Below are 24,795 nucleotides of genomic sequence, written 5' to 3'. Positions count from 1 at the left end.
TCTTAGCGTTATTGCATTACAGACTTCAGTTTAGAGGATACAGTGAACAGCACACTTGCAGATAACCAGATAGACATAGAAAAGGAACTTCGCAGATCCTATCTCGAATATTCCCTTTCGGTCATCATAGGACGAGCCATTCCCGACGCCAGAGATGGTCTCAAACCTGTGCACAGGCGTATATTGTACGCCATGTCAGAGCTCGGCAACGTCTACAACAGGGCGCACAAGAAGTCGGCTCGCGTCGTTGGTGACGTCATAGGTAAATACCATCCCCATGGCGACAGCGCCGTGTACGACGCCCTTGTCCGTCTGGCCCAGGATTTCAGCATGCGCGATCCCCTGGTGGACGGCCAGGGCAACTTCGGTTCCATTGACGGCGACTCTCCTGCAGCCATGCGTTATACCGAAGTGCGCATGTCCCGCCTTGCCGGGGAGTTTCTGGCAGACATTGACAAGAATACCGTCGATTTTCGTCCCAACTATGACGGCTCCCTGGACGAACCCTCCATCTTGCCCACCAAGGTGCCGAACCTTCTGCTCAACGGCTCCTCCGGTATCGCGGTCGGCATGGCAACGAACATTCCCACCCACAATCTTGGGGAATTGTGCGATGCCCTGGTTGTCCTTCTCGACAACCCAGACGCCAGCGTGGACGAACTCATGGAGTACGTCAAGGGCCCGGATTTTCCCACGAAGGGCTTTGTCTTCTCTGGCAAGGGCCTTGCAGACGCCTATCGCACAGGTCGCGGCACAGTGAAGATTCGCGGCAAGGTCGAGGTCGAGGAACGGGGCAAGAATGCCCACTCCATAGTGATCCGCGAGATCCCCTATGGAGTGAACAAGTCCATGCTCGTCAAGAAGATCTCCAACCTTGTCAACGAGAGAAAGATCGACGGTGTGGTTGATCTGCGCGACGAGTCCGACCGCAAGGGCATACGCATAGTCCTTGATCTGCGCAGGGGTGTCATCCCGGACATCATAACCAATTCCCTCTACAAGTATACCTCCCTTGAGACGAGCTTCGGCATCAATATGCTGGCCGTTGTGGACAACAGGCCCATTCTGCTCAATCTGAAGACGGCTCTTGCCTGCTTCCTCGATTTCCGCAAGGAAGTCGTCATACGCAGAACGCGCTTTGATCTGCAAAAGTCCGAAGCCAGGGCGCATATCCTGCGCGGCCTGCGCATTGCCATCGACAATATCGACGAGGTGGTGCGACTTATACGCGCGTCCAAGAGCCCCGAAGAGGCCAAGATCGGTCTCATGGACCGTTTTGGTCTGGACGAAGTTCAGGCAAAGGCCATCCTGGACATGCGTCTGCAGCGCCTGACAGGCTTGCAGCGCGAGGAAATAGAGAGCGAATACAACGAGCTTCTTAAGAATATCGAGTACTTCAAGTCCATCCTTGCTGATGCGGATGTGCTGCGAGGCGTCCTTCGTGACGAAGTGTCAGCCATCAAGGCCACCTATGCCACTCCGCGCCGCAGTGTCATCGTGCAGGACGAGGCCGGCGATATCGATCTCGAAGACCTTATTGCCGACGATGATGTGGTGATCACCCTCTCGCACAGGGGCTATATCAAGCGTACAAGCCTCGAGAACTACCAGCAGCAGCATCGCGGCGGCAAGGGGATCTCGGGCCTGTACACAAGCGACGACGATTTCGTGCAGGATTTCCTGACTACGACCAACCATCAGTGCCTGTGTCTGTTCACCAACAAGGGCCGCATGTACCAGCTCAAGGTGCACCGCGTGCCCGAGGGAAGCCGCACAGCCAAGGGCATGCACATCAACAACCTCATCCCCCTGGGCGAAGGGGAGAATGTCACCAATGTGCTTGCCGTGCGTCATTTCCCGGATGACAAGTACTTCTTCTTCGTGACAAGGACAGGCATGGTCAAGCGTTCCCAGGCCTCGCTCTATGCCCGCCACAACAAGAACGGCATCATTGCCCTGTCCCTCAAGGAAGGCGACAGCCTTGTTCTTGTGCGTCCCCTGCGCGAGGACGATCACACGGTCCTCATTACCAAACTCGGCTACGCCATACGCTTTGTGTGCTCCGATGTGCGGGCCATGGGGCGCAACGCGACCGGCGTCAAGGGCATCAGTCTGAAGAAGAACGACGAGGTTGTCGCTGCAGTCATCCTCAAGGGGTCGGACATGACCACAACCATCATGTCCCTTTCGGAATGGGGTTACGGCAAGCGTTCCTCTGCGGATCTCTATCGTCTGCAGTCCCGCGGTGGCTGCGGTATCATCAACTTCAAGCTGACCAACAAGACCGGCAATGTCGTGGCAGCCATGCCCGTGACGGACAAGGACGGCCTTGTCATTCTGACGTCTACCAACAAGATCATTCGCATCAGCGTTGGCGACGTGATTTCACGCAGCAGGGCCACCATGGGCGTCAAGGTCGTCAACCTTGATCCCGGTGCCCATGTTGTTGCCTGCGATCGCATCGACGATGGCGCCACGGTCTCGGTGGAAACAGATTCCTGGGATTAGACAGGACAAGCTCACCTTTTGAGCGCAACCCTCAAGACAAGAGGGTCCTTGGGAGCAAAGCAACATGATTCATCACAGCTGCGGCCTGTTTGCCGTCTACGGACATCCGGACGCCTCGCGTCTCACCTACTTTGGTCTCTATGCCCAGCAGCACAGGGGGCAGGAGAGTGCCGGCATTGTCAGCCTTGACGAGAACGGACACTGTCATCAGCACAAGGGCATGGGCCTTGTGCCCGATGTCTTTGCCGAAGAGCATCTGCAAAAGCTCGCCGGCCCCATTGCCCTTGGACATGTGCGCTATTCGACAACAGGGCGGCCGTCCATAGTCAATGCCCAGCCTCTCCTTATCCACTACAAGGACAAGAATATTGCCATTGCCCACAACGGCAATCTGGTCAATGCCCTGGAATTGCGCCGCGAGCTGGAAAACGATGGCGCCATCTTCATGGCCACAAGCGACACCGAAGTCATCATGCATGTCTTTGTGCGCGAGCTGGCAAAACACGACGTCATCGATGCCATCAAGGCCACCTGCAACAGACTGAGGGGCTCCTACTGCCTCCTCTTCCTTGTAGATGACACTCTTGTGGCCGTGCGTGACCCCTACGGCTTCCATCCCCTGTCCCTGGGGCGCCTTGACAGCGCTCCTGTGCTGGCCTCGGAAACCTGTGCCTTCGATCTGATGGACGCAGAATACGAGCACGGCATACGCCCAGGCGAAATGTACGTCATCTCCCCGGAAGGCGAGATGAGCCTCATGCTGAGCGATGATCTGCCCGAAAAGCCCAGGCAGTGCATTTTCGAACTGGTCTATTTTGCCAGGCCCGACTCCTACATCTTCGGCGAACAGGTCTACCAGTGCCGCAAGCAGATGGGCTGGCAGCTTGCCCATGAGTCCACCCCGGATGTGGATTTCATCATGCCCTTCCCGGATTCCGGCGTGTACCCTGCAGTGGGCTTTGCCCAGAGCGCGGAAATTCCCTACGAGCACGCCATGATCCGCAACCACTATGTGGGCCGCACCTTCATTCAGCCAAGCCAGAGCATGCGCAGCTTTGGCGTGCGCGTGAAGATCAATCCCGTGCGCGCCATGATCGAGGGCAAGCGCATCTGCATTGTGGACGACAGCATCGTGCGCGGCACGACCATGATCACCCGCGTGAAGAAGCTGCGCGAGCTCGGCGCAAAGGAAGTGCACATCCGCATTTCCTGTCCGCCGGTCAAGTTCCCCTGCTACTACGGCATAGACTTTGCCTCGCCAAAGGAGCTCATTGCTTCCGGCAACAGCATTGAGGAAATCAGGAAAAAGCTCGACGTGGACAGCCTGCACTATCTGAGCAAGGAGGGCCTCCTTCGCTCGGTCATGCACGAGGACCACTACTGTACTGCCTGCTTCGACGGGGACTATCCTGTTGATCCGTGTGCGTGCGCAGGCAAGTTCGGGCTTGAGAGCTAAACGTCAAAAAGCTTTCGTTTGACAAAGGGGAAGCGCCCCTGCATCATACCAGCCCCTCGAAGGACAGCCTTTGGGCAGGCATTTTGTGCATGTCCCTGTGGCATAAGTCTCGGGACAGGTTTTTGCAGTCGCACAATCATGGTTTGCATTGTGCCTTTATAAAGGGGACAGCCCCCAATTTTTCGAGCAGAGTATGAGCATCAAGAGAATAAACGGTTTTGCGGACATGTTCGACAAGGACAGCCGCGTGTTCGAATTCATGGAAAGCACATGCAGGCGCGTCTTTTCTGCATACGGCTTTCAGGAAGTGCGCGTGCCCATCATGGAGTATACGCAGCTTTTTGCCCGCTCCATAGGCACGGAAACAGACGTGGTGCAAAAGGAAATGTACACCTTTCCGGACGCCCACGGCGTGAATCAGTCCCTGCGCCCGGAGGCGACTGCCGGCATCATGCGTGCCTACATAAGCGCCAGCCTGCACGCCAGGGAAAGTGTTTCCAAGCTTTTCACCTATGGTCCCATGTTCCGCTGCGAGCGCCCGCAAAAGGGCCGCATGCGCCAGTTCCATCAGGTGGACTGCGAGCTTTTGGGCACCAATGCCCCTGCTGCGGACGCTGAAATCATTTCTCTGCTCATCCACTATGTGACAGAGCTGGGTCTTTCGGATCTTTCCCTGCACATGAACAATCTCGGATGCCCAAATTGCCGTCCCAAGTACAGGCAGGCCTTGGTGGAATACCTTACGCGCCACGAGGAGCATCTGTGCGACGACTGCAAGCGTCGCCTGCATACCAATCCCCTGCGCGTCCTTGACTGCAAGAAGGATCACGATCTGGCCTTCATGCAGGAAGTCCCTGTCTTCCTCGACTACGTGTGCGATGACTGCAAGGCCCACTACGAGACAGTCACGGCACTTTTGCAGGAAAACAACATAGACTTTGTGCAGGATCACTGCCTTGTGCGCGGCCTCGACTACTACTGCCGCACGACCTTCGAGCTGCAGAGCAATGCCATCGGTGCCCAGACCGCAGTTGCCGGCGGTGGCCGCTACGACGGCCTCATCCGCAACCTTGGCGGCCCAGATGTGCCGGGCATAGGCTTTGCCTGCGGCATGGAACGCCTTGCACTTCTGCTTGGCGAGCGTGAGGCAGAGCGCAAGGACTTCTACATGGTCTGCATGGACAACGACGCCCTGCACGCGGGCTTCAAAATCGTGCGCGATCTGCGCCTTGCCGGCCTCAAGGGCGAAATGGGCTATGCCGTTGCCGGCATGAAGAGCTCCATGCGTCAGGCCGGCAAGTCCGGCGCCCGCTATACGCTCATTCTCGGCAGCGACGAAATGGCGAAACAGACAGTAGCCGTCAAGGACATGGACAAGGGCGAACAAAAGGAAGTGTCCCTTGACCAGCTTGTCCAGGAAATATCTCGTTAAGGAAATATGTTATGAGTGAACAGATTCAGGATCTCCAGCTGGAACACGCCAAATACATCACCGATCTTGGCGACTGGACCAGAACATGCAGCTGCAGCCACCTTACGGCCGAAGATGTGGGCCGCGAGGTCTGCCTCATGGGCTGGATTCAGTTCCGCAGGGATCACGGAGGTCTCATATTTGTTGATCTGCGCGATCGCGAAGGTCTGACCCAGGTTGTCTTCTCGCCGGACGTGGCACCCGAGGCTCACGAGCAGGCAGCCATATTGCGCCTTGAGTACGTCATTGCCATCAAGGGCAGGGTGCGCGAGCGCCCCGAGGGCATGGCCAATCCCAACCTCAAGACTGGTGCCATTGAAGTGGTGGTGTACGAGTGGAAGCTCTTGAACACCTCCAAGACACCGCCCTTTGCCATTGAGGACAGATGCGATGCTGGCGAAAACCTGCGTCTTGCCTGGCGTTTCCTCGATCTGCGCAGGCCCTGCATGCAGAAGAACCTCATTCAGCGCCACAAGGCCATGCAGTCCATCCGCCACTTCCTGGACGAGGAGGGCTTCTTCGAGGTTGAGACCCCCTTCCTCACAAAGTCCACTCCCGAAGGCGCACGCGACTTCCTTGTGCCGAGCCGTCTGAACCAGGGCTCCTTCTACGCCCTGCCCCAGTCTCCCCAGCTGTTCAAGCAGCTGCTTATGTGCTCCGGTTTCGAGAAGTACTTCCAGATCGTGCGCTGCTTCCGCGACGAGGACCTGCGTGCAGACCGTCAGCCCGAGTTCACCCAGGTGGACATGGAGCTGAGCTTTGTGCGCGAGGACGACGTCATGGGCGTGGCCGAAAGGCTCATGCAGCGCGTCTTCAAGGACGTGATCGGCAAGGATCTTAAGCTTCCCTTCCCGCGCATGACCTGGGACGAGGCCATGCGCGACTACGGCGTGGACAAGCCCGACACCCGCTTTGGCATGAAGCTTGTGGAGCTGACGGATGCTGTGCGCAATTCCGGCTTCAAGCTCTTCGCCCAGGCCCCCATGGTCAAGGCCATCAAGGTGGATGGCGGAGAAAGCCTGACCCGCAAGGAAATTGACGCCTTTACGGACTTTGTGCGCATCTACGGCGCCCAGGGCCTTGCCTGGATCAAGATCAAGTCCGACACCGAGTGGCAGTCTCCCATAGCCAAATTCCTGTCCGAGGAGGAGCGCGCGACCATTCGTACCCGCCTTGATGCAAAGACCGGGGACATCCTCTTCTTCCAGGCAGGCGATCCGGAAATGGTGAACGCAGCCCTCGGCAATCTGCGCGTGCACATTGCCCAGAAGCTCGATCTCATCCCCAAGGACAGCTTCAACTTCCTCTGGGTCACTGAGTTCCCACTCTTCGAATACGACAAGGAAGAGCACCGCTACGTTGCCTGCCACCATCCCTTTACCGCTCCCATGGAAGGCCACATGGAGCTCATGACAACTGATCCGGCCCGTGCCAAGGCCAGGGCCTACGATATGGTGCTCAATGGCAACGAGGTGGGCGGCGGCTCCATCCGTATTCATTCCGCTGCAACACAGATGCGCATGTTCGAGGCCCTTGGCTTCAGCGACGAGCGCGCAGAGGAGCAGTTCGGCTTCCTCTTCCACGCCCTGGAATTTGGTGCTCCGCCGCACGGCGGCATTGCCTTTGGCCTGGATCGTCTGATCATGCTTCTGACCGGCTGCCAGAGCATCCGCGACGTCATTGCCTTCCCCAAGACACAGAAGGCAACCTGCCTTTTGACCAACGCTCCCTCCCAGGTTTCCCAGGCCCAGCTGCGCGAGCTCGGCATTCGCCTGCGCGAGGCTCCGGAAAAGAAGGCGGAGCAGGCAAAAAGCCAGGAGTCTGCTGCTCAGTAAGGCCGCACACAATCCTGAAGACCGGCTTCCCTTCCCCAGGGAAGGGAGCCGGCACAAAACCCGTGTCCTGCAGGCCTACGGTTTTCCAGCAAACAGAGGCCTTGCAGGGAGCGGGAAAGAGTATGGAAACCGGAAGAAGCGCCCAGGCCTTTTCCGGTTTTGTTTTCCCTTGTGGACGGAGGCAATATGGCCCTACGCAAGATAGTCCTCTACCCGGATCCCTTGCTTGCAAAACCATGCGAACCCGTGGAGGACATTACAGACGAGATACGCGAACTTGCCAGCGATATGCTGGAAACCATGTACGATGCTCCAGGTGTGGGTCTTGCAGCGCCCCAGGTTGGCATCCTGAAGCAGATTGTCGTCTACGATCCCTCGGACAAGGAGGAAGAGAAGCATCCGGTTGTCCTCATCAATCCCGAGGTGACCCTGACCGGCGAGACCATTGTGAGCGAGAGGGAAGGGTGCCTGTCCGTTCCCCTCGGATACAGGGCGGACGTCAAGCGCTCGAGCTCCATCCATCTGAAATACACAGACCTTGACGGTGTTGTGCACGAGCGTGACATCGAGGGCTTCGAGGCCGTCATTGTGCAGCACGAGACGGATCATCTGAAGGGCGTGCTCTTCATAGACAAGATTGGACATCTCAGACGTTCGCTTTACGATACCAAGGTGAAGAAGTGGCTCAAGAGAAAGCAAGAAGCATAGTCTTCATGGGAACGCCTGCCTTTGCCAGGGACATACTGGCAGGCCTTGCTGGTTCGGGAAAGGTAGAGATCAAGGCTGTGTACACGCAGCCGGACAGGCCGGCTGGCAGGGGCAAGAAGCTTGTTTTCTCCCCGGTCAAGGAGCTTGCCCTTGGGCTAGGCCTTGAGGTTCGCCAGCCCGTATCTCTCAAAAGGGATGAGGCAGAGCAGGTCTATCTTTCCTCCCTTGCTCCGGACTATCTGATTGTCGCTGCCTACGGCATGATTTTGCCCCAGAGCGTGCTGGATATTCCTGCCCGCGAACCCATCAATGTGCACACCTCGCTCCTTCCTGCCTACAGGGGCAGCGCTCCTGTGCAGCGTGCCCTCATGAACGGCGAGACAAGGACCGGCATAAGCATCATGCGCATGGAGCTTGAGCTTGACGCGGGCCCTGTCTACAGCATGTACGAACTTCCCACCGCAGGGGAAACCGCGGGAAGCCTCTTGCAGAAGATGGCACCCATGGCAGTGCCCATGCTCCTTTCCGTCATGGATGGCATAGAGGATGGAAGCTGTACGCCTAAAGCCCAGCAGGGAGAGCCAAGCTACGCAGCCAAGATTTTGAAAAGCGACGGCGCAATCGACTTTGCAAGACCCATCCGAAGTGTCGAGGCCCATATCAGGGGTGTTACACCCGATCCTGGCGCCCATGCCGTTTTGGATATCTCTGGAACAAGTCTTGGTGTTGTTCTCGAAGAAGTGAGGGCAGGCGAACCTTCGGACTGCGAGCCAGGATGTGTTCTTGCCCAAAAGGGCAGACTGTGCATTTCCTGCGAGGATGGCCTGCTTGATATTGTGCGCTTAAAGCCCCAGGGCAAGAAGAGCATGGACGCAGCCTCGTTTGTGAACGGCCTGCGCCTGGCTTCGAAGGATCTCGTCCGGGTCGGCCATATCGTTTCGGGAGACAGGTAATGGCCTCCGGTCCCGGCAAGGTGGCAAGGCTTGGGCCATCCGCGCGCAAGGTCTATTTGCTTGTGCGGGATGCCCTGGAAAGAAATGTTCCTTTGCAGGCAGCCCTTTCGGAGACCCTGCTCTCCCTGAAGCTTTCTGAGGAAGTACGCAGGCAGGCCACGGATCTTGTCTACACTGCTGTGCGCAGTGAAGTGCGCTGTCTATACGTGCTTCACCGCATCTACCCAAAGTTTGGACATTTTCCCAAGGTGGTGCAGCGCCTGCTTGTGGCAGCCTGTGCGGCACTCCTCTTTCAGCAAAAGGCACCTGCCTATGCCATAGTCCACGAAACAGTGGCGGACATAAGCTTTTTGTGCGGCAAGGGCATGGGGGCAGCTGCCAACTGGGGTTTGCGCTCCCTCCTTCGTCTGGAAGGGGCTCCCCTTGAGGAGAGCTTTTACAAGGACAAGAGGGACAGGGACGATTTTTCTGCCTTCCTGCGCCTTGCGAGTGTTCCCGAAAAAATGGGAAGGCTTTTCCTGCGCGAGCTCGGAGAAGAAAATGCACGAGCGGCACTTTTGCAGAGTTTCACGCGCCCTGTGGCGTCCCTGCGTCTCAATCCCTTAAAGGAAGGTTTTGAAGATCTTTTTGCCGCATTGTGCGAGAAGGGCTGGCAGGCTCTGCCTGGCAGGGCAGGACAGAAGGGGCTTTTTTGCGCTGGGGGCCAGCTTTTGGAGACAGCCGAACTTGTCCGGGAGGGCAGGGCAAGTCTGCAGGCCGCAGGCTCGCAGCTGATTCTGGCAAGTCCGGACTTTGAAAAGGACGTGCCCCTCTGGGACATGTGCGCAGGCTTTGGCGGCAAGACATGCGCTTTGCTGGAAGAAGGAATTGAAGTTCGGCTTGCCTCGGACACAAGCTTCAGGCGTCTGCGCGGTCTTCCCGGAGAATGCGAGCGACTGGGGCTTGCGGCCCCCCTTGTCTTTCAGGCTGACGGAACAAGGCCTCCCTTCACGTCCTGGCAGGGCGACATCTTGCTCGATGTGCCCTGTACCGGGCTTGGCGTTCTCTCAAGACGTCCGGATATCAAGCTGAAGGATGTGGATATTGAGGGACACACGGCCATACAGAAGAAGCTTCTTGCAAGGGCCCTTGCGCTTGTGCAGCAGGGAAGACAGGTCATTTACATGACTTGCACTGTAACACGCAGCGAAAACGAACAGCTTGTGCGCGATGTGCTTTCCGAAAACCATGCCGAACTTGTGGGAGAATGGCGGACAATGGGACAGTGGGAAGGCATGTACGCAGCTTGTTTGCGAAAGCTGTGATGGTGTGAAGTGGAGGCAGGGCGTGGCAGGAAGGGAGAAGAAGGAAGCAAAACTCGACGAGATCGATCGCTGCATTGTGGAATGCATGCGCGAAAATTCGCGCGTGACCATGAAGGAGATCGGAAGCCGTGTGTTTTTGTCAGCCCAGGCAGTGCGCAACAGGGTGGAGAGACTCGAAGACCTTGGCATCTTGCAGCGCTACACCGTGAATGTGAACTGCTCAGTCTTTGGCTATCGTGTGCACGCCCTTGTGCGCGGTCAGTTTTCCCAAAGTGATTGCGCCTTCTTTGTTGGGCTTTGCACACGGGACAAGTGCCGCATCCTGCACTCCTACAGGCTCACCGGTTCCAGAAGCACGTTTTTCGACATCTACTTTCTGAACATGGAAGTCATGCGTAACATTCTGGGAAAGATGGAAGAGCGCGTGCCGCTCCAGGTCGATATTGTGCTTGAGGAAAGTTCCCTGCCAGAGCTCAATGCCTGATATCTTGAACCAAAAGCTCAAAAAAGGGCCGTTCACTGCGATGTGCACGGCCCTTTTTGACTACCTGCAGGTTAGAAGGACAGAGATTCTCCGTCCGCGGGCATAAGGATGGCATCCCAAATACCCAGCTTTTGCAGTCTTTCGCGCATGGTGGCACGGGTGATGCTGGCGTGGGCTACCGTGTCCATGTGGCTTACGATGACCCTGGCGCAGGGAGCGGCCTTGTGCACCATGGCGACATCGTGATCGTCCATGATAAGGCGGCCATAGTCTTCCAGTTCCGCAGCACAGGCATTGAGAACAACTACGTCTGGCCTGAAACTGGCAAGGGATCTTTCCACCTCACTGTACCAGATGGTGTCGCCTGCAACATAGAGAGTTTTTTCTTCCGGGTGTCTGAAAACAACGCCGCAGGAGGGACCACAGGGCTTGAGTGTTCCATGCAGGCCAGGCGTTTTCACAAGCTGTATGTCTCCGAAGGAGGAATTTGCGCCAAGGGTCCGGACATCCCCAAAGCCGGATTTTTGCAACACGCTCGCGTCTTCATCGCTCTGGACAAAGGTGGCAACGTCACGCTTGAGATAGTCCTTGATTGTGCCGTCCAGATTCATGTCGATGTGGTCCGGGTGCACGTGGGTGACAATGTAGGCGTCAACATCCTCAAGGACCTTTTCCGTAGGGAAGGGGAGAGCGCACATGGGCATGGGAATACGCGCCTGCTCCTTGTGACAGACCCTGAACGTGGACAAATCTGCAAAGCAGCCCATGCTGCCCTTTGGCGCGAGCCAGGGGTCCACAAGAAAGGTCTTGCCGGCATAGTGTATCTTGATGGTCGCGTTGCGAATTTGTTCGATGCGCATGTTTCCTCCAAAAGAGCGTGCTTCTTTTGTTCCCCATAGGGAAACTGTTTCGCAAGGCACTACCTCATGGATGGGCACAGGGGACAGAGTGCGAGCAACAAAGAAGGGCTTAATTCCTTGCTTTTTGCAAGTGCTGCCAGAAATCGCAAGGACTTGAAACTTGTAGCAGCCATGAAAAAAGAGTGCAAAAAAGGCAGGGCCCGGGCCCTGCCAATGTGAAAGATATCTATTCTGCGCTCTCTCCAGATTCGCTGTCTTCAGCGGTCTCAGCTGTTTGCGCGCTCATGCCAAGGGCAGACAGAAGCTTTTGCAGCTCCTCCTCGTTCTTGTACTGGAAGGTGATCTTGCCCTTTTCGTTGCTGCCGCTGATTTTTGCCTTGCACTGGACAAGACTTGTCAGTTCCTTTTCCAGCTTCTTGAACACCGGGCTTTTGGGCGTGCGTGTCCTTGGTTTTTGGGGCTCTGGAGCAACCTGTGGGCTTTCGCCCTGCCAAGGAAGTGGCTGTCCTGTCTTCCAGGAAGCCAGAATGTCCTCGCATTCGCGCACCGTGAGCGTGTGGTCCAGGATGTGTTGCAAAAAGGCCAACAGTGTCTGCTCGTTTTCTACAAAGGGAAGAAGGCAGCGGGCATGGCCTGCGCTGATGCGTCCTTCCCTCAGGGCCGTGAGAGCATCCTTTGGCAGCTGCAAAAGGCGCAGGGAGTTGGCTATCATGGATCTGCTTTTCCCAAGGCGCCTTGCCAGCTCTTCCTGGGTGATGGAAAGCTTGTCCTTGAGTTCCTGCAGAGCGCTCGCCTCTTCGGCAGCGTTGAGATCCTCGCGCTGAAGGTTTTCTATAAGGGCGACAAGCATCACATCCTCGTCGCTCAAATCCTTCAGGAACACCGGAACCTCACTCAGGTGAGCCAGCTGGGCAGCGCGCCAGCGGCGCTCTCCGGCAATAATCTGGTACTTGCCTTTTTCCCTGCTTCGGCGCACAAGCAATGGCTGAATGACTCCCTGCAGCGCTATGGATTTGGCAAGCTCCTCAAGCCCCTGGTCGGTCATGCTCTTCCTTGGCTGATCCGGGTTCGGGACCAGAGTGTCAATGGGGACATTGAGGATCTGATTTGTGCGTATGTCGGAGTCAATGCCTGCAGACTGCAGGTCCGCAGGGAAGAGGGCATCAAGCCCGCGACCAAGTCCTTTGGAAGAAGACACTGTCTGCTCCTTGTTCTCAAAAATCTCTCGTCCTGCGCCAAGCCCTGGCTACAATCGGGCAGGCCCTAAGAGAGCTGGAGGTTATATCATAATGTTTGATTTGGAAACGCACATAGTCCACATGAAGGACGTCAAGAATCAGAAGGAATGCTTCTTCATCTCCGCAGAATTGGGACAGCGCTGCGCGGACGCCCTGCAGGGAGGATTACCCATGCTTGGTCCGGCAAGCCAGCTGCCGGCACACATCAGTCCCTGTCTTGGGCCCGATGGCAAGACCTTTGCCTATGTGCTGAGCAGAGAGCTGTGGAACGAGGTCAAGTACGACCTGCGTTCAGGCGAAAAGGAGCTCTTTTTCAAGCACGGAGGCGTTGCCGACGAGGATTTGGAGGATTTCAGGGAATTCCTCATGCACTGGGATTGCGACTATGACTACAGCGGCAAGGTGCACTGCCCTGGCTGCGGGACAGATACAGAGGATTGGCGCACCGATCCCGGACACCCCTTTGTCTTGAGCAACGCCAACACTGGGGGTCTTCTGGTCTTCCAGTGCTCGCATTGTGGCGCAACCATACGTCTCAAGCATTTCAGGGACGAGGTTGTGTGCGAGCACACCATGCCCTACAGGCCCTGACCTTTTTTAGGCTATGGCCTTGCGGTGCAGAATTTCCTGAGCAAGGCCAATGTAGGCAATGGCGCCCTTGGACTTGATATCGTAGTGTATGATGGACTTTCCGTGGCTTGGAGCTTCGGAAAGGCGCACGTTGCGCGGAATGTTGGTTCTCAGCATGTATCTTGGCATCTTGCTGGTGATTTCCTCCATGACGTCGTGCGAAAGACGGTTGCGCGTGTCAAACATGGTGAGCAGCACGCCTAAAATGCCAAGCCCGGGGTTGATTTTGCGTACCTTGGAATAGGTGGCCATGAGTTTGGCTATGCCTTCCAGGGCAAAGTATTCGCACTGCAGGGGAATGAGCAGCTCGCTTGCAGCGCAAAGACCGTTGAGGGTGAGCAGGCCCAGGGAAGGAGGGCAGTCGATGACGATAAAATCGTAGTCGTCTGCCACCTGGGATATGACGTTGTGCAGGAAGAATTCCCTGGCAATCTCGCCCACAAGCTCCACTTCCACGGCAACAAGGTTGATCGAGCCCGGGAGAACATCCAGATAGGGCGACCTGACGCTGATGATTGCTGAGCGGACAGATTCCGGAGTGGGATTGTAGAAAACGGAATAGAGATCTGCAGAGAGGCCCGATGTTGCTATGCCAAGGCCACTGGTCGCGTTGGCTTGGGGATCGCAATCTATGAGCAGGGTCTTGCGCTCAAGAACCGACAGGGATGCGGCAAGATTGATGGAGGTGGTGGTCTTTCCCACGCCACCCTTCTGATTGGCGACACAGATGATCCTGCTCATAGGACCACCTCTCTTGTTGTCTGGATATATTGCAAGCTTTTGCTCCGTATTTTTCTTGCTGTTTTTGGCTCTCTTCGCTTTGTGGAAAGTTTTCCCCAGGAAGAGCAGAGAGACGGGGAGAGCTGTGTCCCCATTGTTTCACGTGAAACAATGGGACGCCAAACCCATTCCTAAGCAATAGCCCAGGGCTGGTCAAGACAGCCGAGCGCCTGTTTTTTGTGCTATGCGGGCACTTGTTGTACATTTTTTGTGGCCTTTTTCAAGTTTTCGGACAAAAAACAACACTTTTCCTGAAAAGATCCCATCAATTTCCCGGGGCACCCTTGTCCAGAACGTTTCCGTACTTCACTGCGCGCACAAGAGAGAGAAGGACGCCCATGCCTCCCGCAAGGGCAGCAAGCAGGAAGGGGAGTTCCAGGTTGAAGGGGGCCTTGAGCAGACAGCCTGCCGTAACCATGGTGCCCAGGGTCTGGCCCAGCGTTCTGCAAAAGGAAATAAGCGAGCTTGTTCTTGCCCTGTCGAAGGCGTCGGCAAACATGAGCGTTGCTGTCTCGTTTGGCACCTGAAATAGTCCGTATCCCAGTCCGCACAGGGCGACAATGGAGGCCATGCGCCAGAAGGAAGGGGCTGGGACAAGGGCAAGCAGCAGTATTCCTGCCGTGCAAAGAAGCATGCCGGCAGAGGCAAGAATGAGCATGGCTGTCGAGTTTTGTGGCCGAAAAAGCCCGTATCCCAGTCCGCACAGGGCGACAACTGCCGCAAGACGCCTGATGGAAGCGTCTGGCGCAAAGGCAAAAAGCACTATCCCGCAAGCGCCAAGAATAATGCCCAGGACAGCCCTGTTTCCCCTGCGAACAAGTTTGCCCAGCTTCCCTGACGCAAGCGAAGTCACACTGTGCAGGGCAGGCCAGGCAACCAGCAAAAGACTTGTGTCCTGTATATCAAAGCCCAGTCCCTCCATGAAGGCAAAGGGCATGGCAAGAACTGTTCCCGACTGGGCCATGAAACAGACAATTGTGACAAGAAGAGAGAACAAAAAGGGCTTGTTCAAGAGGACATGCTCCGGAAAGAGAACGAGACTGCCAACGCGTTGCTGTCGTACGAGGAGCCTTGCACCACACAAAAGGAGAAGCAGTGTGCCTGGCAGGATCTGCCAGGGAAGTCCCCAGGAAAAGACACCGAGAGAGGCAAGGAAGCCTGCAAAGAGCAGAATCGAGAGGCCAAGGATGACGGCAAACTCCCGCAGATGCTCCCGCGCAAGTCGGGTGTTCTGTTCACCAGGCACATGCTTCCATGCAGCAAGCAGGGCCAAAAGCCCCAGAGGCAAATTGATCGCAAAGAGCCAGGGCCAGGACACGTGCGTGAGCATGAAGCCACCCAGGGCAGGGCCGATGATAATGGATATGGATATGGTGGCCGTATTGAAGCCTATGCCTGTGGCAAGCCTGTCTTTTTTGAAGACGCGTTCTACGAGGGCAATATTGACACTCAGCATGGCTGATCCGCCCACAGCCTGCAGGATTCTGAAAAGGCAGAGACTGCTAGGTGTTCGTGAAAGTGCGCAACCTAGAGACGCAGCCACAAAGAGAGCTATGCCGCAAAGGAAGAAACGCTTGCAGCCGACCAGGGGTGACAGGGCAATAGCCGGAAAGAGCAGGATAAGAAGCACAATCTGGTAGGCCTGAACAAAGAACGTGGCTGCTCCGTCGCTTATATGCAGCTCCCTTGCCATGACAGGCAGGGCAACATTGACCAGGGTCGAATCAATGATGACTAGGGCGACGCCGAGGAAAATGCCCAGGGCCGGGACAAATATGTGTTGAGCCTCAATCTCTTTTGGCATGTGCGCCTCCCTTGTGGATACCAAGCCTGCCGATCCCCCATGTCCGGCACTGTTTCACGTGAAACAGAGATTTGTTGTCCTGTATCACTGCCGTCTCTGTCGCAAACGCCAGGAAACATTTTTTTTGCAGTCGCTTGACTTGCCAGGCAACAGAAGGAAGTTTTTCACAAAAAGGAGCGCTTTGCCAGTCCCCGTTTGCATGAAGTGCGGGTTTGGCTCTGTGCAAATCAGGTAGTCTTTAGTTTTGCAGGGTAAAATACAAGCATAGAAATCATATTTTTCTTATTTGTGAAAAATTTCTCTAATGTGTGTTAAAAAATATCCGATATTACACTGTGTAAATCTTATAATGCTTTGTAATTTATGTATAAATTTACAAACAGTGTCTGCTGCGCATGTTCGAGGCAAGATAGTGTCAAAATTTCTGGTCGGAAAATTTACAATCGCGCAAAAAGTTTTTTTCCATATTTGGGGAGCTATGTGTTAAAAATATAATATTCCGTGATCACAAATTTTTTTGTGCTGTGATGCCGAGTCTGGGAAAATTTATGCTGCCCGAGAGAGTACTTCATTGTTTCTTGAGGGGGTTCACAGAAAAAAGTTCACATGGTAGACGAAACTGTTTCTTCCTTTTTGTGTGAAGAAATGCGCATGTGGAGATGCGCAACAAGCAAGGGGGTTTTCATGAGCATTGGCAGACAATTGTACGAGTTTCTCCTGGCGGGATCGCAAGCCTATGCCCGTTGGGATCTGGAAGCATCGACTTCCATCCTGAAAAACCGAAAAAAACTTCTTATCGTCCTGGCCTTGGCAGTGCCGATCCTGGCAGTTTGCTGTGCAGAGGCCTACTTTGAACACGAGATGCTCGGAGGCAAGGCAGCCTATGCGCCCTCCTTCTACACCACGAGCATCTTTCTTACGTCCATAGCAGTAGGTGTGGCTGCAGGACTTATCACCGGCTGTATTGGTGCAGGCGGTGGCTTCATCATCACACCCGCTCTGATGGCAGTTGGCGTTAAGGGTATCTTGGCTGTGGGTACTGACCTCTTTCACATCTTTGCCAAGGCCATCATGGGCACAACCATCCACAAGAAGCTGGGCAACGTGTCCGTGCGTCTGGCCATGGCCTTCCTGGTCGGTTCCATCTTCGGCACCTTTGTGGGTGGCGCCATCAACAAGGGGCTCTACAATTTCAGCCCCATCCTCTCGGACGTCTTCATCACGGTCATCTACGCACTTCTTCTGGGCTTCCTCGGCTTCTATGCGCTGTACGACTATCTGCGCCTGACCAACAGGATTGTGCCCAAGAACAAGCCCAAGGCGCCCACAGACTCCAATCCTGCCACAGCCAACAGGACGGCCATTTCTCTCAAGCTGCAGTCCCTGCACATTCCTCCCACCATCACATTTGACGAGCAGGCAGTGCCCGGCGGACGTCGCATTTCCGCCTGGATCATCGCCCTTGGCGGTGTCTTTGTGGGCATGCTCGCAGCCATCATGGGCGTGGGCGGCGGTTTTGTCACCTTCCCGATGTTCGTCTACGTATTTGGCGTGTCCGCCATGACGACAGTGGGTACGGATATTTTCCAGATCATCTTCACCGCCGGCTTTGCCGCTGTGGGCCAGTACGCCATCTACGGCTACGTGTTCTACACTCTGGCCGTCGGCATGCTGCTCGGATCCCTCCTCGGAATCCAGATTGGCGCTCTCACCACCAAGGTCGTCAAGGGCGCGCAGATCCGTGGCTTCTACGCCATGTCCATTCTGGCAGGCTTTGTGAACAGAGTTGCCACCCTTCCCAAGAAGCTGGTCGAAATGGAAGTGATTTCCCTGCCAGCCAATCTTGTCAACGGTATCGAATTTGTCGGCAACATCATCTTCTGGGCTGTTGTTGCCTTCTTCGGTTTCTGGGTGATCAGCAAGTTTGTCCTGAACATCAAAAAGCTTAGAGAGGAGGGCAGCTAATGTTGATTCGCAGCAGAAAACACTTTGTGGCCGGCATAGTCATGGTCGGTTCCTTTTTTGCAGTGTGCATTTATCTCTTGTTCCCCATGCTGCACGATAATTATGGCAACAGGCTGACCGGCCTGCAGTTTGCAGATTCCGTCTTCAACTCCCTTGCCAAGGGCTCCTCCTACTTCCTTCCCGAAGTTCGCAAGGAAATCGACGCTGTGGAAGGCAAGACAATAGAAGTCAATGTTCCCCTGGAACACAAGTACAGCTATGGTGCGGCCCGCGTGCTGAGCATTGTCGGTGCCGAGGCCAACTACGACAAGGAAGGTCGCCTGCATTTCAAGGGTGATCTTGGAAGCATCCTCAACGCTGCTGCCGACGTGGGCGATACCCTCTACTACAACGAGCACAAGCCCATTGAGGAAAAGTACAGAATGCCTGCCCTGCAGGTGGCTAAGTGCTGGTGGTCCCTTCTGCATCCCGCAATTCAGGAACTGCAGAAGCAGGGACACATAGAGTACGCAAAGATTGTCGACGTGACCCTGAAGAAGGCTCTTGAGCCAGGCAACAATTTCTACATGATAGAAATTACCAAGGTGAAGGAGCATATTCCTCTGATCGTAGGCATGCTTGTCTTCTACATCCTCTATACCCTCTGGTATGGCTTTGGCATATTCCAACTGTTTGAAGGCATTGGCCTGAGCATGCACAAGTAGAAACAGGCAATTTCCCTGACTTTCCGATTTTTTTGAAGGCCCCTGCGTGTGCGGGGGCCTTTTGTGTTGAGCCTTTTTCAGGTTTGCAAAACCTTTGACAGGGGCTGATTTTGTACGTATCTCTCTTGATCCAGTCCTGCTCCAAGGCTCAACACCCCTGTTCTATTGCACGTTTTTCTTCTTTTTTTTCGTGGATCGAAAAGGGGAGTGAAGACTGCAAGGGAGAGAAGAAGGTGCTGGTCAGGAAAATACGCGAAAAACAATTGCCACGGGACAGATCCCTGGTTTTGCCCACATAGGAGAGACTGATGAGAGGAAAGCTTGCCCTTTCGACCCTTCTGGCCCTGTCCCTTTTTGCAGCTACGCCGGCCAGGGCAGAGGCTGGGGAAATAAGCCCGAAGGATCTTAGGCCGGCTCTTGAGGAGCTTTTGCGCGAGCATCCGGAAGTGCTCCTGGATTTCTTGAGGGAGCATTGCGAGACAGTTCTTGACATTGCCCAGATGGGATCGGACAGCAAGAAGCTTTCCAATCTTGAGAAGCAGTGGGCCCAGGACGCCAAAATTCCCAAGGACGTCAAGACGGAAAATCGTCCCAGGGTTGGATTAAAGAACGCCAAGGTGCAGATAGTTGCCTTCTCGGACTTCACCTGTACCTATTGCCGCAGGGCGGAAAGGACAGTGGAGCAGCTGATCAAGGAATATTCCGGCAAGGTCTCCTTTGTCTTCAAGAACATGCCCCTGGATCCCCAGGGCATAGCGGGGCTTGCCTCGCAGTACTTTGTGGCCATCTCCCAGCAGAGCGAGGAAAAGGCCTGGAAATTCTATCGCCTGCTTTTTGACAATTACGACAAGCTCATAGGCAAGGGAGAGGAATACCTGCGCGAGGCCGCCATGGAAATCGGCGTGGACATGAAGAAGATGGACAGCGCCCGCAGGCAGAAGCTTGTGGCAAGGATCCTGAAGGAAGATCTCGATGATGCAGACAGGCTCGGCATAGAGGGAACACCCTGCTTCCTTGTCAACAACCTGGTCATACGCGGGGCCGTACCCATCAACATGTTTCGCAGGGCCATTGAAATAGAGCTGAACCGTTAGACCTTTTCCCTTCCCTTGTTCCCTGGCTTTAAGACGCTTATTGGAACACGTGCTGTTCCGCCATAACGAGGTATACCCTTGACAAGACCAGATTTGCCCAGACCTACCTGTGACAGGCCGGAAATCCTTGCTCCCGCAGGGGACACATCCTGCTTTCTGGCTGCCCTTGCTGCAGGCGCAGACAACATCTACCTGGGGCTCAAGCAGTTTTCTGCCCGTATGCAGGCCGAGAATTTCGGACTGACAGAACTTTCACGGCTTACGGACCTTGCCCATGAAAACGGGACCAGGGTGACAGTTGCCATGAACAATCTGATCAAGGACAACGAGGTGGAGGCTGCAGCACGACTTCTGTATCGCCTTGAAAATCAGGTTGGTTGCGACGCCATCATCGTTCAGGATCTGGCCATGCTGAAGGTAGCCAGGGACGTAGGCTTTACAGGATCGATAACCCTGTCGACCCTTGCCAACGTGACCCATCCGGCAGGGCTTGTCCTTGCCCGCGAGCTTGGGGCCAACAGGGTTGTGCTCCCGCGCGAGCTCAACATCGATGAGATTCGCTTTATGGCCGAATCCTGTCCTGAGGATCTGGAGCTGGAAAGCTTTGTGCACGGTGCCTTGTGCTACTGTGTTTCCGGACGCTGCTACTGGTCCAGCTACATGGGCGGCAAGAGCGGTTTGCGCGGCAGATGCGTGCAGCCCTGTCGCAGGGTGTACGCGCAGGGGCCGGAAATCCTGCAGGCTCAGCAGCAGAGGCAGCAGGACGAGAGAAAGGGCCAGGAAGGCTTCAGAAGGCAGGGTGCGCAGACCAGGGGCAGGGGACATGACGCAAGAGTGGGCAAGAACCAGTCCGGCCGTTATTTTTCCTGCGAAGACCTGTCAGTGGATGTGCTGACAAAAACGCTCATTGGCGTTCCCCATCTGATTTCCTGGAAAATAGAGGGACGCAAGAAGGGCCCCCATTACGTCTACCACACCGTGACTGCCTACCGCATATTGCGTGACAACCCCACGGACAGCAAGGCCAGGAAAATGGCAGTGGGCATATTGGAAATGGCCCTCGGGCGCCCAGCAACCCATGCCCGCTTCCTGCCCGGAAGACAGGTTGTGCCAGTCAATCCCTCAGGCCAGACAAGCTCTGGCCTGCTCATTGGCAAGGTTGCCATAGCAGCCAACGGTGTACCTTGCGTGAAACCCTTTCAGGATTTGAAGGTGCACGATTATCTGCGCATAGGGATAGAGGACGAGCGCTGGCATTCGACCCTCCCTGTCACTCGCCAGACGCCAAAGGGCGGGACCTACTATTTGCGCGTGCCAAGACACAAGACGCCCAAGGCAGGAGTTGCCGTCTACCTCATAGATCGCAGGGAAGTGGAGCTCGAACGCATACTTTCCGAGTGGAAGGCAAGGCTTGAGAGCCTGCCGGAACGCAGAACAACAAATGTGGACGTCGATCTTGCCCCTCTTGCGCCCTGCAAGAAGGTCTATGTGCCTGCCATGACAGTGCACGCAAGCCTGCCCCAGGGCAAGGAAACCAGGGGGGCCAGAAACTTCCTCTCCTGTCTGTGGCTCACCCCCAAGTCCGCAGAGCTTTCCAGAACAGCAGTGCGGCGCTTTGGCTGGTGGCTGCCCCCTGTTTTGTGGACAGAGGAGGAAAAGGACTATCAGCGCATGATTGTGCGCCTGTGGAGGGAAGGGGCCAGAACCTTTGTCTTGAACGCTCCCTGGCAGCTGGGTCTCTTTGACGAGAAGATGCGCGGGGACGAAAACGCCTTTCTTGTGGCAGGGCCGTTTTGCAACATAGCAAACGACCGCGCCATTGCTCTCTACGCCGACATGGGCTTCAAGGCTGCCATCGTTTCCCCGGAACTCAACAGGGAGCTTATGCTCTCTCTTCCCCGCCTGAGTGCTTTGCCATTGGGGTACGTTCTCAAAGGATCGTGGCCTGTGGGCATCAGTCGTTTTGGTGCCTTGGGCGTGCGCCTGAACGAGCCCTTCGCCTCTCCCAAGGGTGAGCTTTTCTGGGCCAGGCAATACGGCCAGAATGTGTGGCTCTATCCTGGCTGGGAAATGGATCTGACCGAAAAGCGCCCGGAACTAGAAAAGGCCGGTTACAGCTTTTCCGTGACCCTGCAGGAAAGGCCGCCCCAGAGTCTGCCAAGGCAGCCAAGGCCTGGCCTCTTCAACTGGGAAAATCCTCTTTTATAAGGCATGCACACATTTCCGAATGGTCTGAAGCAGCCGCAGGGCTCCATGCGCTTTGCACTGGACGCCCTTCTGCTTCCCTGTTTTGTCAGGGAAACCCTGGCAAGGCATCCGGCAATGCCCAAAAATCCCCTGCGCAATCAGGCTTTTGGCCTTGAGAGCAGGGGACTTTTTGCAGCTGCCGATCTTGGCTGCGGCTGCGGGGCCTCCTCCCTTGGGCTTTGCCTTTTGCTGGAGAAGGCAAAGGTCTTGGGTGTGGACAGGGAAAGACAGCTTGTAGACTGCGCTTTGGAAAATGGCGCTCTTCTTGGGCTTTCAAAGCGCAGCACCTTTTTTTGCCATGATCTTGTGGAGCGCATGCCGTATACTCGTCCCTTGTGCGATATTGTGTTGATGAACCCTCCCTACTGGGAAGCTGGGAGCGGACTTGTGTCCGACAAGGCCCTCAACGAAGGCGCCCGCAGGGGACACGACAGCCTGGAACTTTTTTTCAGGGCAGCTAGAGAGCTTCTTGTGCACCATGGCAGGCTTTTTGTGATCTATCCAGCGCAAAGGCTTTCCCATCTTGTGTCCTGCCTGAAATCAGGGGGCTTTGGCTTGCGTACCCTGAAAGTAATGCGCCCCTTTGCCAATCGAGAGGCAACAAGGGTTCTTTGCGAGGCAAAAAAAGACGCCAAAGCGGACTGCGTCATACTGCCGGACCTTGTTCTCTATGAAAGAGACGCGCAGGGCACGCAGAAGGCAACCGACTCTGCGCATGCCTTCTGCCCCTGGCTGCGCTGATGCTTGTGCAGCAAAGAGACAAAAAGTTTCACGTGAAACACAAGACAAAAGATCAAACATGAGCCCCGTCATTTGTCTTTAAATGATTGAGAAGGACTATTTGTCAGCCAGGTTGCCCTGATAGCGTTCGATGTCCAGGGTGACCAGCTGGCATGTGTACCTTTCGATGTAGTCCTTGATGGACTTGAGCGTTGTCTTTCTGCGCAGGTGCTTGTAACGCAGCATTTCCTTGTCCGCATCTACTATGGTGTCCAGAAGCGTCGTGTCCATACAGCTGGCAGTGCTTGCCGCCATGGAGACATGCAGGGGAATGGCGTCCGGATGCAGATTGTGTCTTGCCACGTCCTTTGCGATATTTTCCATGATTTCCCGTGCCTTTCCTTTTGGGCATCTGTGGAGCAGGATGGCAAATTCATCTCCGCCCATGCGGGCTACACAATCCGAAGACCGCACGTTCTGGCGCAACAGTGCGGCAAACTCCCTGATCATGCGGTCACCACAATCATGTCCCAGGTAGTCGTTCACAAGTTTCAGGCCGTCGAGATCGAAAACAAGTATGCTTGCGGGACGAATATGGGCCTGCTCGACACGCTGAACTTCCGAGTTGAAGTACCAGCGACTGTGGGCACCGGTGAGAGAATCGGTGTTCACGGCATCTTCCAGTCTGGCTCTGTTTCCCTGGGGAGTGGTAATGTCCGTGTGCAGACCGACCAGTCTGGTGGCCTTGCCGTTGGCATCCCTGTGGGAGACATAGCCCCTGCCCAGTATCCAAGCGTAAGTGCCATCTGCGCGGCGCATTCTGTAGGAACACTCGAAGCTGTCACCGTTTTGGGGCGAGTCGATGACCAGAAGCTGCATACTCACTGTCCGCTCTACATCATCCGGATGAATACTGTTCATCCAGCTTTCGGGAACAGCAGGAAACTCCTCCGGGGTATAGCCGAGCATGGACAGGTATCTTGGAGAATAGGAAACGGTGTTGTGAACAACATCCCAGTCCCAGAGGCCATCTCCAGATGCGCTGATTGCCTGAATGAGGTTGGTATTGCGCACCGGGTGGGTGAATTCGTCTACTATGCGCAGGCTGCCGACTACTTCTGTAGCCTGTCGACGTTCATTGCGCGCCAGGATGGAAATATGGAGAAGAAAGCGCGCTTCTGTGCCATCCTGTCTGCGCAGGCGTAGGATGTCTTCGAAGTCGTTGCCCCACTGGTTGTGCTCAAAGATGAGTTGTGCACGCAAAACCAGGCCATTGAGATCCTCGGGATTGACCATGGCGCGAAATTCAAGAAGGCTGATATTCTTGGGTGTTGTCTCCTCGTACCCAAGAAGGGCTGCACAGTTGCTGTCCAGAGTAATTGTCCTGTTTTTTACGTCGTAGCGCAGAAAACCGTGGAGCAAAACCTTGTCGTCGCAGGAGTAGGATGGAGTGTAGGAAACTTCTTCCTGGATTGAGACATTGCCGATGATCGTACGTGCCGCTCCGTTGGCTTCCCTGTGCACGACAAAAAGGTAGGAATGCAGGATGACAGAATCAAAGGGATAGACAAGTTCCTGTATAGCGATACTGTTGCCTGTAAGCATTTCCCTAAGCACATTCTCCCTGGCTTCCGAATTTTCTATGGGAATGTGTTTTGTGAACTCTTCCCTGGAAATGACAGGGGCTGGGCCAAGGTGCAGTTTTTCCCTTATACCTTTCGTGAGAAAGATGATATTGTTGCGGACATCCCATTCATAGGTGAGATCCGGGGCAGACAGCTGAATGACGCGAGGTTTTGCTGCGAGAGTTTTCATGGCAAAATAGCGGAAGAAGAGTGAACTGTATGTGCTACCGAAAGTTTAAGGAGTATAAGGCAGGGGGAGGCCAAAGTGTGGTGACATGATATTGATGGCGCTTTTTTCCAACCTTTTTATGGGATCTGTCAATAGCAAATCCTGTCAAAAACATAAAAATTTTAAATATTGCTTGTAAAAATACAATAAATTTTTCGGGGGGGGGGGGGTATAATAATT

At 55.2% G+C, this 24,795-nt stretch carries 20 protein-coding genes; 14 read left to right on the top strand and 6 right to left on the bottom strand.

Going from position 1 to position 24,795, the window contains the following annotated elements:
• Positions 1–42 precede the first annotated feature (42 nt).
• The 8 genes from gyrA (at position 43) to B5F76_RS09615 (ending at position 10,719) form a co-directional block, all read left to right on the top strand.
• Positions 43–2,508 (top strand): DNA gyrase subunit A, encoded by a 2,466-nt coding sequence (gyrA, locus tag B5F76_RS09650; protein ID WP_087353812.1) that lies wholly within the window; start codon positions 43–45, stop codon positions 2,506–2,508.
• 64 nt (positions 2,509–2,572) lie between these two features.
• A complete protein-coding gene (gene purF, locus B5F76_RS09645) occupies positions 2,573–3,964 on the top strand; it encodes an amidophosphoribosyltransferase (RefSeq protein WP_087353808.1) in 1,392 nt (463 codons plus the stop codon).
• Positions 3,965–4,157: 193 nt separating this feature from the next.
• Entirely contained in the window at positions 4,158–5,396 is a 1,239-nt protein-coding gene (gene hisS, locus B5F76_RS09640; protein WP_087353805.1) for a histidine--tRNA ligase, read from the top strand.
• An 11-nt stretch (positions 5,397–5,407) separates the two neighbouring features.
• The gene (gene aspS / locus B5F76_RS09635) at positions 5,408–7,270 is read left to right on the top strand and encodes an aspartate--tRNA ligase (RefSeq protein WP_087353802.1); all 1,863 of its coding nucleotides are present in this window, start codon (positions 5,408–5,410) and stop codon (positions 7,268–7,270) included.
• A gap of 186 nt (positions 7,271–7,456) precedes the next feature.
• On the top strand, positions 7,457–7,978 hold the full coding sequence (gene def / locus B5F76_RS09630) for a peptide deformylase (protein WP_087353879.1): 522 nt from the start codon (positions 7,457–7,459) through the stop codon (positions 7,976–7,978).
• Entirely contained in the window at positions 7,951–8,931 is a 981-nt protein-coding gene (fmt, locus tag B5F76_RS09625; protein ID WP_239407014.1) for a methionyl-tRNA formyltransferase, read from the top strand. The genes def and fmt overlap by 28 nt, the downstream gene beginning before the upstream one ends.
• On the top strand, positions 8,931–10,235 hold the full coding sequence (locus B5F76_RS09620; protein ID WP_087353796.1) for a transcription antitermination factor NusB: 1,305 nt from the start codon (positions 8,931–8,933) through the stop codon (positions 10,233–10,235). The genes fmt and B5F76_RS09620 overlap by 1 nt, the downstream gene beginning before the upstream one ends.
• Positions 10,236–10,239: 4 nt before the next feature.
• Positions 10,240–10,719 (top strand): Lrp/AsnC family transcriptional regulator, encoded by a 480-nt coding sequence (locus B5F76_RS09615; RefSeq protein ID WP_204218367.1) that lies wholly within the window; start codon positions 10,240–10,242, stop codon positions 10,717–10,719.
• Positions 10,720–10,790: 71 nt separating this feature from the next.
• On the opposite strand, the gene B5F76_RS09610 is transcribed toward B5F76_RS09615, so the two are convergent.
• Together B5F76_RS09610 and B5F76_RS09605 are read right to left on the bottom strand one after the other, a co-directional pair.
• Positions 10,791–11,579 carry an MBL fold metallo-hydrolase gene (locus B5F76_RS09610; RefSeq protein ID WP_087353792.1) on the bottom strand — a complete coding sequence of 263 codons (789 nt, stop codon included), beginning with the start codon at positions 11,577–11,579 and terminating at the stop codon, positions 10,791–10,793.
• Positions 11,580–11,805: 226 nt separating this feature from the next.
• Positions 11,806–12,777, bottom strand: a complete 972-nt coding sequence (locus B5F76_RS09605; RefSeq protein ID WP_087353789.1) for a ParB/RepB/Spo0J family partition protein — start codon at positions 12,775–12,777, stop codon at positions 11,806–11,808.
• A gap of 91 nt (positions 12,778–12,868) precedes the next feature.
• Here B5F76_RS09605 and B5F76_RS09600 point away from each other — a divergent pair, with 91 nt between their 5' ends.
• Positions 12,869–13,408: a hypothetical protein gene (locus tag B5F76_RS09600; RefSeq protein WP_087353786.1), complete on the top strand. Its 540-nt coding sequence runs from the start codon at positions 12,869–12,871 to the stop codon at positions 13,406–13,408.
• 6 nt (positions 13,409–13,414) lie between these two features.
• On the opposite strand, the gene B5F76_RS09595 is transcribed toward B5F76_RS09600, so the two are convergent.
• Both B5F76_RS09595 and B5F76_RS09590 read right to left on the bottom strand, forming a co-directional pair.
• Positions 13,415–14,188: a ParA family protein gene (locus B5F76_RS09595; protein ID WP_087353784.1), complete on the bottom strand. Its 774-nt coding sequence runs from the start codon at positions 14,186–14,188 to the stop codon at positions 13,415–13,417.
• 304 nt (positions 14,189–14,492) lie between these two features.
• Complete coding sequence (locus B5F76_RS09590) at positions 14,493–16,031, bottom strand: MFS transporter (protein WP_087353781.1); 1,539 nt, start codon at positions 16,029–16,031, stop codon at positions 14,493–14,495.
• 684 nt (positions 16,032–16,715) lie between these two features.
• On the opposite strand from B5F76_RS09590, the gene B5F76_RS09580 reads away from it, so the two are divergent.
• From B5F76_RS09580 to B5F76_RS09560, 5 genes are all read left to right on the top strand, one after another.
• The gene (locus B5F76_RS09580; RefSeq protein WP_087353775.1) at positions 16,716–17,996 is read left to right on the top strand and encodes a sulfite exporter TauE/SafE family protein; all 1,281 of its coding nucleotides are present in this window, start codon (positions 16,716–16,718) and stop codon (positions 17,994–17,996) included.
• Entirely contained in the window at positions 17,996–18,700 is a 705-nt protein-coding gene (locus B5F76_RS09575; protein ID WP_087353773.1) for a hypothetical protein, read from the top strand. The genes B5F76_RS09580 and B5F76_RS09575 overlap by 1 nt, the downstream gene beginning before the upstream one ends.
• Positions 18,701–19,008: 308 nt before the next feature.
• Entirely contained in the window at positions 19,009–19,794 is a 786-nt protein-coding gene (locus B5F76_RS09570; protein WP_087353771.1) for a DsbA family protein, read from the top strand.
• A 78-nt stretch (positions 19,795–19,872) separates the two neighbouring features.
• Complete coding sequence (locus tag B5F76_RS09565) at positions 19,873–22,002, top strand: peptidase U32 family protein (protein ID WP_087353768.1); 2,130 nt, start codon at positions 19,873–19,875, stop codon at positions 22,000–22,002.
• 3 nt (positions 22,003–22,005) lie between these two features.
• Complete coding sequence (locus B5F76_RS09560) at positions 22,006–22,782, top strand: tRNA1(Val) (adenine(37)-N6)-methyltransferase (RefSeq protein WP_087353764.1); 777 nt, start codon at positions 22,006–22,008, stop codon at positions 22,780–22,782.
• 96 nt (positions 22,783–22,878) lie between these two features.
• Here B5F76_RS09560 and B5F76_RS09555 read toward each other — a convergent pair whose 3' ends face one another.
• Both B5F76_RS09555 and B5F76_RS15150 read right to left on the bottom strand, forming a co-directional pair.
• Positions 22,879–24,576, bottom strand: coding sequence for a sensor domain-containing diguanylate cyclase (locus B5F76_RS09555; RefSeq protein ID WP_087353760.1), 1,698 nt, complete (start codon positions 24,574–24,576; stop codon positions 22,879–22,881).
• A 34-nt stretch (positions 24,577–24,610) separates the two neighbouring features.
• Positions 24,611–24,795, bottom strand: a 185-nt coding sequence (locus B5F76_RS15150; protein ID WP_204218366.1) for a hypothetical protein, incomplete at its 5' end; no start/stop codon positions are given.

Origin of the sequence: Desulfovibrio sp. An276, from assembly GCF_002159665.1 — a bacterium.
GTDB classification, from domain to species: Bacteria; Desulfobacterota; Desulfovibrionia; order Desulfovibrionales; family Desulfovibrionaceae; genus Desulfovibrio; species Desulfovibrio faecigallinarum.
The sequence above is the reverse complement of the archived record's forward strand: the minus strand, read 5'-3'. Positions and strand labels throughout refer to the sequence as shown.